The sequence below is a fragment of the Nocardia sp. NPDC055002 genome (genome assembly GCF_053608825.1).
Genome location: NZ_JBSGWE010000007.1, coordinates 182,929 through 193,789, shown reverse-complemented (window position 1 = coordinate 193,789; position 10,861 = coordinate 182,929). Strand labels below are relative to the sequence as shown.

Annotated in this window: 6 protein-coding genes; 2 read left to right on the top strand and 4 right to left on the bottom strand. The window is 71.2% G+C overall.

Features of this window, described 5'->3' with window-relative positions; all coding sequences use genetic code 11:
- Positions 1–22 precede the first annotated feature (22 nt).
- From ACWF99_RS26680 to ACWF99_RS26665, 4 genes are all read right to left on the bottom strand, one after another.
- Positions 23–178: a hypothetical protein gene (locus tag ACWF99_RS26680; protein ID WP_156677410.1), complete on the bottom strand. Its 156-nt coding sequence runs from the start codon at positions 176–178 to the stop codon at positions 23–25.
- Between the two features lie 277 nt (positions 179–455).
- On the bottom strand, positions 456–2,195 hold the full coding sequence (locus ACWF99_RS26675) for an NTP transferase domain-containing protein (RefSeq protein ID WP_452537687.1): 1,740 nt from the start codon (positions 2,193–2,195) through the stop codon (positions 456–458).
- Positions 2,196–2,329: 134 nt separating this feature from the next.
- The gene (locus ACWF99_RS26670; RefSeq protein WP_378632834.1) at positions 2,330–2,620 is read right to left on the bottom strand and encodes an MGMT family protein; all 291 of its coding nucleotides are present in this window, start codon (positions 2,618–2,620) and stop codon (positions 2,330–2,332) included.
- 4 nt (positions 2,621–2,624) lie between these two features.
- Positions 2,625–3,413, bottom strand: coding sequence for an alpha/beta fold hydrolase (locus ACWF99_RS26665; protein WP_452537686.1), 789 nt, complete (start codon positions 3,411–3,413; stop codon positions 2,625–2,627).
- A gap of 115 nt (positions 3,414–3,528) precedes the next feature.
- Here ACWF99_RS26665 and ACWF99_RS26660 point away from each other — a divergent pair, with 115 nt between their 5' ends.
- A complete protein-coding gene (locus ACWF99_RS26660) occupies positions 3,529–7,266 on the top strand; it encodes an ATP-dependent helicase (RefSeq protein WP_452537685.1) in 3,738 nt (1,245 codons plus the stop codon).
- Positions 7,263–10,856 carry an ATP-dependent helicase gene (locus tag ACWF99_RS26655; RefSeq protein WP_452537684.1) on the top strand — a complete coding sequence of 1,198 codons (3,594 nt, stop codon included), beginning with the start codon at positions 7,263–7,265 and terminating at the stop codon, positions 10,854–10,856. The genes ACWF99_RS26660 and ACWF99_RS26655 overlap by 4 nt, the downstream gene beginning before the upstream one ends.
- Positions 10,857–10,861: the final 5 nt, after the last annotated feature.

The following is a 10,861-nucleotide window of genomic DNA, read 5'->3' as shown; positions in this document are numbered from 1 at the left end:
GCGGCTCGTCGACACACGTATTTCAGTGATGGCCGGGGCGGCGCTGTTCACGCCGATCGTCCTGGCCTGCTCGCGTCATCCCTTGCGAGTCCTGCCCCTGCTCCTGCCGCTGCTCCTGCTGCTGGCGCGGCATCTGCTTGGGCATTTTCTTCGGTGCTTTTTTAGACTTGTCAGCCATCTCCACACGGTCCTTTCCGAGGGATAAGTGATTAAGCCTTCAACGCACTGTCCGACGCAATCCACCTCGCGTGCGGGGCGTCCCACGCCTGACTCGTCCAACAATAAGCACCATTACGGCACGAGGGTAGACCTGCGGCGAAAATAGGTTTCTGACCTGTGCGAATGCGGCGTGTCAAGCGCACTTCGGCGTGCTGCGGGCCAATTAATCCGGACTTCGCCGTTCTGTGACAATGCGAGAATTGCGGCGAGTGCGCGAGATTCGATCTCGGTCATTGTCAGGAGGGGAGGGGGATGAATTCGACGATCGATCCGTCGGTGGCATTCGGGGGGACGATGACCAGGCCGTCACGGTCGATCAGGCCGGCGAGGTGGGCGGTGCGGACTGTGGGGTCGCCGAGCCAGCCGCCGTCGGGGGCGTAGCGGGCGGGGGTGATGCGCTGGACCGGGGCGGTGATGCCGGCGGCGTTGTGGAGCGGGCCGAGGATTTTTCGGGGGAGGGGGGAGCCGGTGCGGGCGGCGACGATCGCGGGGGTGAGGGCGAGGAGTACGGCGATGGCGGCGAAAGGGTTGCCGGGAAGGCCGAGGACGGTCTGGCCGGTGGGCAGTTCGGCGACCACGGTGGAACCGCCTGGGCGCAGGGCGAGTCGGGGAACCAGGACGCGGGCTTCGGCTCGGGCGATGGCGGTACGGAGTTGATCGGCCGCGCCGCCGCCGGTGGCGCCGACCACGACCATCAGGTCGAAATCCGAGGTGCCGGTGAGCATGTCGTCGAAGCCGTGGGCGGTGTCGCGCAGATGGACTCGGTCGGTGACGCGAACGCCGCAGCCCGCGAGCAGATCTGGCAGCACGGGCCCGATCGAATCGCGGGTCTGGCCGGTCTGGAGCGGGCCGGTGCTGCGAATCTCGTCGCCGGTCATGACAATTCGGGCACGCACCGGTCCGCGAACTGTGCCGGTGGTGACCTCCACCGAGGCCGCTGCCGAGCGCAGGGCGGCGGTGACCCGGGTGCCCGCCGGTGCGACGAGGTCGCCGATCTTCCTGTCCTCACCGCTCTTTCGGACGTCGCCGCGGATCGGGCTGTCGGGCAGGCGGGCCAGCTCGTCGCCGGTGATGGCGGCGAATTCGTCGCGCACCACCGACGTGGTGCCGTCCGGAACGTGGGCGCCGGTGGCGATGCGCACCGCCTCGCCGGGCAGCAGGCCCGCCGGTCGCGCACCACCCGCGAATCCGACGTCGCGGCGCAACTGCCACGGGCCGTCGCCACATACGGCGTAACCGTCCATCGCCGAGACATCGAAGCGGGGGAGTGGCCCCGCGGCGGTGATCGCGGCGGCCAGCGCGGCACCGGAGACTTCGCCCAGCGCGGCCTCGTAGGTGATCAGGGGTGTCAGGCCGGAACCGATCCGCTCGCGCGCTTCGGTGAGATCGAGGCGGGCCGACGCGCGGTCGGTGGCCAAGGATTCGCGCGCGCGGCGGACCTCTTCCTCGGTATCGCAGTCGGCGATGTCGGGCAGCTCGACCAGGACGGTCTCGGCGGGCACGATGGCTTTCATCGGCTGGTTCACCAGTGAATCCAGTTCGGCCAGCGCCGCCACCAGCGCGCTGCGTCGCCAGACACCGACCAGGTACTGCGGACGACCGGAAGCATCGATCGCGAAAACGGCATCAGCGGTGGACTCGGTTGCGCTGCGCAGCAGTTCGTGGACGGTCACGTCGGTCAGGAAGGGCATGTCGGCCGCGAGGACGACGACCAAGGGCGCGGTGGAGCCGAGTGCGGTGAGACCGGTGCCGATCGCCGCGACCGGGCCGGAACCCGGTGGCACCTCACGAACCTGCCCGAACCGCGCGTCGAGTTCGGGACGATGCGGACCGACCACGACGACCTCGGCGCAGTCGCGCACCGCATCCAGCGCGGCATCGAGCATCGACCGCCCACCGATCATGATCGCCGGTTTGTCGACGCCACCCATCCGACTGGCTCGCCCACCGGCGAGCACGATCGCATCGGCGGTCATCGGCTGACTCGGAATCGGGTGATCGGCACGAAAGTCATGCTAGTAGGCTCGGCCCGGATGCTAGAGCCCCCGCAGCCGAGCGTGCCGCTCCCGCCGGGAAGTCCGTGGCGGATGCGGAGCAACGATCGGCGTGCTCAGAGTCGCGCCGTCCGCAGAACGACCCGGCCGTCGACGATCGGGACGCCCTCCTCGCCGAGAAGCCGGAGCTGACGAGCGGCCAGGTGGGCGGCGGGACGTCCGGACGCGCCGATGACGCGGTGCCACGGGAGGTCGGCGGAATCGGTGCGCATGATCCAGCCGACCGTGCGGGCCGAGGACAGCCCGGCCGCGGCGGCGATATCGCCGTAGGTGGCGACCCGGCCGGGCGGAATCGCGGCGACCAGTTCGCGGACCTTCTCCACCTGTTCCTCCGTCGTGACGGCCATCGGGCTACAGCACCGCGGCGATCAGCGCGGCCGTGTCGGCGGGGCGGGCCTGGGCGACCATGTGGTCGCAGTCCCAGACCTCGGCGGTGAACGTGTCGAGGTGGGCGGTGAGGGCGTCGAGGAACTCCGCGGTGACATACGGCGGCTGCACCTTGGCGGCGCGCACCAGCACCGTCGGCAGGTCGGCGGGCGGCAGCACGAACGGTCGCGCCAGCTGACCCCAGTACGAGGTGATCGCCGGTTGGAAGATGCGCCAGCCGACCCGGCCGCCCTCGGTCGGCACGAGGTGCTCGGCCAACTCCCGTTCCAGCACCTCGGGATCGACCTCGTCGGGTCCCCACGCGCTGACCTGCTTGTCGGAGCGGGCTTCGGCGAGATCGGTGTAATCGGGGGAGGCCAGGTTGGCGAGGGCGACCTGCTCGATCAGCTTGGCGTCGATGCCGATGGCGGGATCGAGCAGGACCAGCGCCCGCACGAGATCGGGGTGCTGCCGGGCCAGATGGATGCCGGCGGCGCCGCCGAAGGAGTGGCCGACCACGACGACCGGGCTGTCGGTCTCGGCGCGCAGCAGCTGCGCGAGATCGGCGACGATCGTTTCCAGATCCCAGGGCGGCAGCGAGGTGGAACGACCGTGTCCGCGCAGGTCGGGGGCGATGATCCTGGCCTGGGGCAGATGCTCGGTGGCGAGGGTTTCCCACCGGTTGCCATGGCCGGTGAGACCGTGCAGGGCGAGGACGACGGGACCGTCGGCGGGGCCGAATCGGTGCACATGAAGCGACGACACGACTGCCATTCTGGCCGGTCGCGCGAGGTCTCGCAGCGTGTCCCTCCGGTAGGGGTGCGCCGGTGTGTCGGACTGGTCTGTTGCAATAGCCGATGTGGTGCGATCGGATAGCTCGGTGCGACTCGTGCGCCGGACAACGCGGGCGCCCCGGCCGCGGGCCTGGGGTGCGTCCGTTCGCGCGCTGTTCGCCGAGCAAGCCCAGCCCGCGCCGCCGCGTCCCGGGTGGCGACCGTGGCAGGTGATGGGCGGGCCGGGGACGGGCAAGACCGCGCTGCTGGTGGATCTGGTGACCGCGCGGATCGCCGACGGTGCCGACCCGGCGTCGGTGCTGGTCCTCACGCACACCAAGCACGCGGCCGCGGCGTTGCGGGATGCGATCACCCACCAGCTGGGACCTGCCGCGGGTGGTATCCCGGGCGCGAGCCGGGAACCGATGGTGCGCACGTTGCACTCCTACGCGTTCTCGGTGCTGCGCCGGCACGCGGACCTGCACGGCAATCCGCCGCCGCGGCTGCTCACCGGCGCCGAACAGGACGCGGTGCTGCGGGAGATGCTGCGCGGAGATCTCGCCGACATCGAAGCGGGGGCGGGCGGTTTGTGGCCGCCGCGATTACAGCCCGCACTGGCACTGGGCGGGTTCGCCGAGCAACTGCGTGACCTGATGCTGCGCGCGACCGAGCGCGGGCTCGGCCCGGAAGACCTGATGGCGCTCGGTCGCGAGCACGACAACGATGCCTGGGTGGCGGCCGGGCGCTTCTTCCAGCGGTACGAACAGGCGTCGATGCTGCGGTGGTCGGTCGGTGTCGCCGCGCCGGAGGCCACCGCGCCCGCGCTCGACGCCGCGGAACTGGTCGGCGCGGCGCTCGATGCCCTCGCCGGAGACCGGAATCTGCTTGCCGCCGAACGGGATCGGATCCGCTACCTGCTCGTCGACGACGCACAGCACCTCGACCCGCAGGCCGCGACACTCGTGCGCGCCATCGGCAGCGGCAGCGCGAGCACCGTCGTCACCGGCGACCCGGACCAGGCCGTCTTCACCTTCCGCGGCGCGGATTCGCACTTCCTCACCGACCTCGACACCGTCGCGCAGCGGCGGATCATCCTGCGTCACAACCATCGCAGTGGTGCGCCGATTCGCTTGGCGAATGCGCGCATCGCGGCGAGGTTGCCCGGGAGCGCACGGCACCGGGTACTCCCGGGACAGGAGAACGAACCACCCGAGCCCCTCGGTCAGCCTGTCGCCCAGGGTCCGGGAATCGAAGTTGACGTTGATCTGTTCGCGCCCGCCGGCCCGAGCGCGGAACCAGATCTTCGGCCGGTGCCAGTGGATCTGCCGCCCGATGACGAGTGGACGCCCCCGGCCGATCTGCCGCCCACCGACGAGTCGAGTGTGCGAGTGCGGGTGTTGTCGACTCCGGCGAAGGAGGCGGCGCTGATCGCCGACCATCTGCGCCGCGCGCACCTCACCGATGGTGTGCCGTGGTCGGCGATGGCGGTGATCGTGCGGTCGGTGCCATTGTCGCTGGCGCCGTTGCGGCGGGCCCTGCTGGCGGCCGGGGTACCGGTGCGCAGGCCCGCGGTAGCCGAGCCGTTGGCACGTCGGCGCGGCGCGGCGTGGATGGTGCTGGCGCTGCGGGTGTTGCTGGCGGGGGATGCGTCGCGGCCGGGTTCGCGTCGGGCGATCGATGCGATGTTCTCGTCGGACGACGCGATGGATCTGCTGTCCGGGCCGCTCGGCGGGGCCGACCAGATCGCCCTGCGCCGATTGCGGCGCGGTGTGCGGCGCAGCGTGCTCGACCTGGAACGCACGGGTGCGCTCGCCGAACCCTTCGTCGATGGCGCCGACCAGTTCCTGCTCTGGGACGAAGCCGTGCCCGCGCCGGAAATCGCCGAACCCGAACCGGATCCGATCGACGACGAATGGTTGCCGCCCCCGGACCCCGAGGATCCGCTGCGCCCGGAACCGGAACCGGACTGGGATGTCGCCGAACGGCTGCCCGACGATATCGACCTCCTCGATGCCGAAAACCCGCCTGCCGCGCGCACTGTCGTGGAAACCGTGCGCCCGGAGTCGCCCGCGGTGCCGCTGATCGATCAGTCCTCGGCCGAAGTGTTGCGTGACCTGATCGTCGGTATCGGCGAGGAACGGCTGCTCGACGGGCTCACCGAGGTCGAGGCGGCGCCGCTGCGTCGCGTGTTGCGCGCGGTGGCGAAGGCGAAGGAGACCCAGGCCAGAGGGCAGGGGCTCGAAGACGTGCTGTGGACGCTGTGGACGAATTCGCGGCTGGAGCGACGCTGGTTCCGGCAGTCGCGACGCGGCGGGGCGTCGGGCATGCAGGCCGACCGTGACCTCGACGCGGCCGTCGAATTGTTCGATGCCGCAGCCGCTTACGTCGACCGGTTGCCCAAGGCGAGCATCGACGGGTTCGTCGAATATCTGCTGCATCAGCAACTCGCGCAACAGGGCAGGCCGCTGACCGCGGAGGGCGAGGCGGTGACCCTGCTCAGCGCGCACGCCGCGGCGGGCCGGGAATGGGACGTGGTGGCGGTGGCCGCCGTGCAGGAGGGCATCTGGCCCAACCCGCGCTCGCGGGGCACGTTGCTGCACACCGAGGACCTCGTCGACCTGGTCGCCGGGGTCGACCCGAGCGCGACCGTGAGCCGGGCCGCGCCGATCCTGGCCGAGGAACGCAGGCTGCTGCTCGTGGCGTGCAGCCGCGCGCGACGGTCGTTGCTGGTGACCGCCGTCGAATCCGCCGCGGGAGACCAGGATCTGGTGCCCTCGCGGTTTCTCACCGAACTCGTCGGCGACGACGACAGCGGCGAACCCGGCGCGCTGCCGGTCGCCGATCCCGGGCGGGCGCTGGTGATGCACGCGCTGGTCGCCGAACTGCGCGGGGTGGTGTGTGATCCCGGTGCCGACCCCGAGCGTCGTGACCGGGCCGCACGGCAGCTGGCGCGCCTGGCCGACGCGGGTGTGCCCGGTACCGACCCCGGCGACTGGTACGGCACCGCCGAACTCAGTTCGCAGCGCGAACTCTGGGACGACGACGACTCCCCGATCGGGTTGTCACCGTCGACGGTCGAACTGCTGCGCACCTGTCCGCTGCGGTGGGCCCTGGAACGGCACGGCGGCACCGACGGTGACAATCCGCACGCCGTGAAGGGCAATCTCGTGCACACGCTCGTGCAGGCGCTGGCGGGCGATGTCCCCGAGGCGCAGGTGCGGGCGGCGCTGGATCAGGCGTGGAAAACGGTCGACCCGGCCGACGGCTGGCATTCGCGCCAGGAACTGCGCCGCACCGAGACGATGCTGGAGACCTTCCTCGCCTGGGTGCGCACCACGCGCGGCGAACTCACCCAGGCCGGGGTGGAGGTGCCGGTGGACTGTGTGCTGCCCGCACGCACGGAAGGCGCACGGGCCGTGCGCATTCGGGGTCGCATCGATCGGCTCGAACGAGATGCGCAGGGGCGCTTCGTCATCGTCGACGTGAAGACGGGCAAGACGCCGGTCAGTGAGAAGGCGGTGGCCGATCACGCGCAGCTGGCGACCTACCAGGTGGCGGCCGCGCACGGGGCGCTGGACGAGGACGAGTCCGACGAACCTGCCCCTGTGACCGACCCCGGTGGCGCGCGGTTGGTCTATGTCGCCAAGCCGAACCGCAAGACCGGTGCGGCCGAACGGACACAGAGCGCGCTCGACGGCGACGGTCTCGATCAGTGGCGCACCACCATTCACGACGCGGCCGACGCGACGCGCGGGCCCGGCTATCTGGCGGTGCGCAACGACGGGTGCCGACACTGCCCGGTCGCGGGCAGTTGCCCGGTGCAGGACACCGGACGGCAGGTGACCGACGAGTGAGCGGTGTGCGCGTCACCCCGCAACGGCTGGCCGACGCGCTCGGCCTGCCGCCCCCGACCGATGAGCAGTCGGCGGTCATCGCCGCGCCGCCGGAGCCGACGCTGGTCGTCGCGGGCGCGGGCGCGGGCAAGACCGAGACGATGGCCGCGCGCGTGGTGTGGATGGTGGCCAACCAGCTGGTCGCTCCGGACGAAGTGCTCGGGTTGACCTTCACCCGAAAAGCCGCCCAGCAGTTGACCTCCCGGATCCGGACCCGGCTCGCCCGGTTGGCGGGCGCGCCGCTGCTGCGTGAGATCGATCCCAGCGGCGCGTTGCGCACGATCGTCGCCGGTGCCGAGCCCGAGATCAGCACCTACCACTCGTACGCGGGCAGGCTGCTCACCGCGCACGGACTGTTGTTGCCGGTGGAACCCTCGGCGGCGCTGCTCACCCAGACCCAGCTGTGGCAGCTCGCGCACGAGGTGGTGCGGTCCTGGGACGGCGATCTCGACACCGATCGCACGCCGGTCTCGGTGACCGAGGCGGTGCTCGCCCTGTCCGGGCAGCTCGCCGAACATCTGGTGGAACCGGAGCAATTGGCCGAGGCACACGCGGAGCTGGAGAAACTCGTCTACACGCTGCCCGCGGGCCCCCGGCAACGCGGCGGACCGAGCCAGGCGCTGGTCGGCGTGGTGACCGCGCAACGGGAGCGCGTCGCCCTGCTCCCGCTGGTTCGCCAGCTCGCCGAAGCCCTGAACCGCCGTGGCGCACTGGATTTCGGCTCCCAGATGTCGCTGGCCGCGCAATTGGCCGTCGACCATCCCGAAGTCGCGGCCGCCGAACGCGCGCGGTTCAAACTGGTCCTGCTCGACGAATACCAGGACACCGGGCACGCGCAACGGGTGCTGTTGTCGGCGCTGTTCGGCAATGCCGAAGCGGTACAACGGGATCGGCAGCGACAGCCCGTTCTGATCCGGGGTGAGGCGTCCCCGGCCCGAACTCGCGAAGCCGACACCTTGTTCGCGATGGATGAGCAGGATTCGGCCTCCCCGCAGGTTCGCGACCGTGGACAGCAGGACGGCATCTCGGGCACGCGGTCGCCGGACGCGGCGGCAGAGGAAGCCGCCCCGCTCGCGGTGACGGCGGTGGGTGATCCCATGCAATCCATCTACGGATGGCGGGGCGCGTCGGCGGCCAACCTGCCGAGGTTCGCCACCGATTTCCCTGCTGCGCCAGGGGTCCCCGCGCCGGTGCTGCCGCTGCTGACCAGCTGGCGGAACCCGCCCGAAGCGCTGGCGCTGGCGAACCTGGTGGCGGATCCGTTGCGGGCGGTGGCGCGGGCGGCCGGTGGGGCGACGGTGGACGCGTTGCGGGCCAAGCCGCAATCGCATGCGGGGGTCGTCGAGTTCGCGCTGACCGAAACCATCGCGCAGGAGCGGGACTGGATCGCCGAGCGGATCGCGCGCGAGTGGGCGACGGCGCGGGAGAACGAGGGTCCGCCGCCTACCTCGGCGGTGCTCATCCGGCGCAATGCCGATGCGGCGCCGCTGGCAGAGGCACTGCGCGAGCAGGGATTGCCGGTGGAGATCGTCGGGCTCGGTGGGTTGCTGGCGACGCCGGAGGTCGCTGATATCGTCGCCACGCTGCGGTTGATCGCCGAGCCGGGGACCGGGAGCGCGGCGGTCCGCATTCTCACCGGGGCCCGGTGGCGGATCGGGGTGGCGGACCTGGCCGCGCTGGCGCGGCGGGCGCAGATGCTGTCCATCAGCAGCGGGTCGGGTGCCACCGACGCCATCACCGACGCGGCCGGACTCGCGACGGCGTTGCGCGAGGTCGCGCCCGAACCGACCGAGAAAGCCGGTCTCGCCGACGCCATCGCCGACCCCGGTGCGGCGGACCAGTATTCGGAGGCCGGGTTCGCGCGGATCGCGGCCCTGAGCGAGGAGCTGGCCGCGCTGCGCGAACGCAGTGGGCAGCCGCTGGTGGAACTCGTCGCCGATGTGGAACGGACCATCGGCGTCGGGGTCGAGACCCAGGCCAGGCGGGCGATCGCCGGTGGCGGCGCCGGACGCGAGCACCTCGATGCCTTCGCCGAGGTGGTCGCCGGGTACGCGGCCGATTCCCGGGCGTCACTGAGCGGCTTGCTGGCCTTCTTCACCGCGGCGGAATCGGTCGAAAACGGTTTGGAGCCGGGCGAAGTCGAGGTCGCGCGTGACCGGGTGCAGGTGCTCACCGTGCACGCCGCCAAGGGCCTGGAATGGGAAGTCGTCGCGGTGCCGCACGTGAGCGCCACGGTGTTCCCGTCGACCACCGCGCTGAGCACCTGGCTCGGCGCGCTCACCGAACTCCCCACCACGCTGCGCGGCGACCGCGCCCAGCCGGACGCGTCCGAGGGCGTGCCCGTCCTCGACTTGAGCGCCGTGGGCGACCGCTCCGAACTCGAACACGCGATCGCCGATCACAAGGACGCGCTCAAGAGCCGCCGGCTCGACGAGGAACGGCGCCTGTTCTACGTAGCGCTCACCAGAACCGAACGGGTGCTGCTGGTTTCGGCCTACTACTGGCCCGAGACGGGGACCTCGCAGAAGGGCCCGTCGGACTTCCTGCTCGAGCTCAAGGAAGCGAACGAGAACCCGGACAGCGAGGCCTACGGCGTCGCCACCGTCGCCCGCTGGGACGACAAGCCACCACCGGACGCGGTGAACCCGTTCGCCGACAACCCACCGACCGCCCCGTGGCCACGCGACCCACTGGGCCACCGTCGCGATCCCATCGAGCAGGGCGCCGCGCTCGTCCGCGAAGCACTCGACGAATTGCGCAGCGGCACCTCGGTTGCCGACAGCACCGCCGAGGATCAGGCCGAGATCGACGATCCCGAGGGCTGGGTCAACGATGTCGACGCCCTCCTCGCCGAATTCACCGCCGCCGAACTCGCCGAACAGCAGGTGGAACTCCCCGGCCAACTCCCCGCCACCGCCCTCGTCGAACTTCGCGCCGACCCGACCCGCTTGGCCGCCCGCCTGCGCCGCCCGCTCCCGTACCCCCCGAACCCGATGGCCCGGCGCGGCACCGCCTTTCACGCCTGGGTGCAATCCTGGTTCGGCACCGAACAGCTGCTCGGCCTCGACGAACTGCCCGGCGCCGCCGACAGCGCCACCGAAATGGGACGCGCCGACCAGGAACTCGCCGCCATGCAGTCCGCCTTCCGCCGTTCGCCATGGGCGCACCGCAACCCGGTCGACGTGGAAGTGCCCTTCGAAACCAGCATCGCGGGCACGGTGATTCGCGGCCGCATGGACGCCGTCTTCGCCGAACCCGGCGGCCGCTGGATCGTGGTCGACTGGAAGACCGGCGCCGAACCCGGCCCCGCCGACGAGCCCGCCGTCGCCATGCAGCTGGCCGTCTACCGCCTCGCCTGGGCCCGCCTGATGGCCGCCCGCACCGGCGAGACCGAGGACCGGATGCTCCAACGTGTCGGCGCCGCATTCCATTACATCCGCTCCGGCCGCACCATCGCCCCCGCGCAACTGGCGGGCCCCGCCGAGCTGGAGCGCCTCCTCCGCGACGCGGCACCGGAAAACGCCGACACCGATCCACACGAGACCCACTGAGCCGA

Bases quoted from the DNA above. Each gene is read 5' to 3' on its own strand.
- ACWF99_RS26680 (WP_156677410.1), bottom strand. From the start codon at position 178: ATGGCTGACAAGTCTAAAAAAGCACCGAAGAAAATGCCCAAGCAGATG.
- ACWF99_RS26675 (WP_452537687.1), bottom strand. From the start codon at position 2,195: ATGACCGCCGATGCGATCGTGCTCGCCGGTGGGCGAGCCAGTCGGATG.
- ACWF99_RS26670 (WP_378632834.1), bottom strand. From the start codon at position 2,620: ATGGCCGTCACGACGGAGGAACAGGTGGAGAAGGTCCGCGAACTGGTC.
- ACWF99_RS26665 (WP_452537686.1), bottom strand. From the start codon at position 3,413: ATGGCAGTCGTGTCGTCGCTTCATGTGCACCGATTCGGCCCCGCCGAC.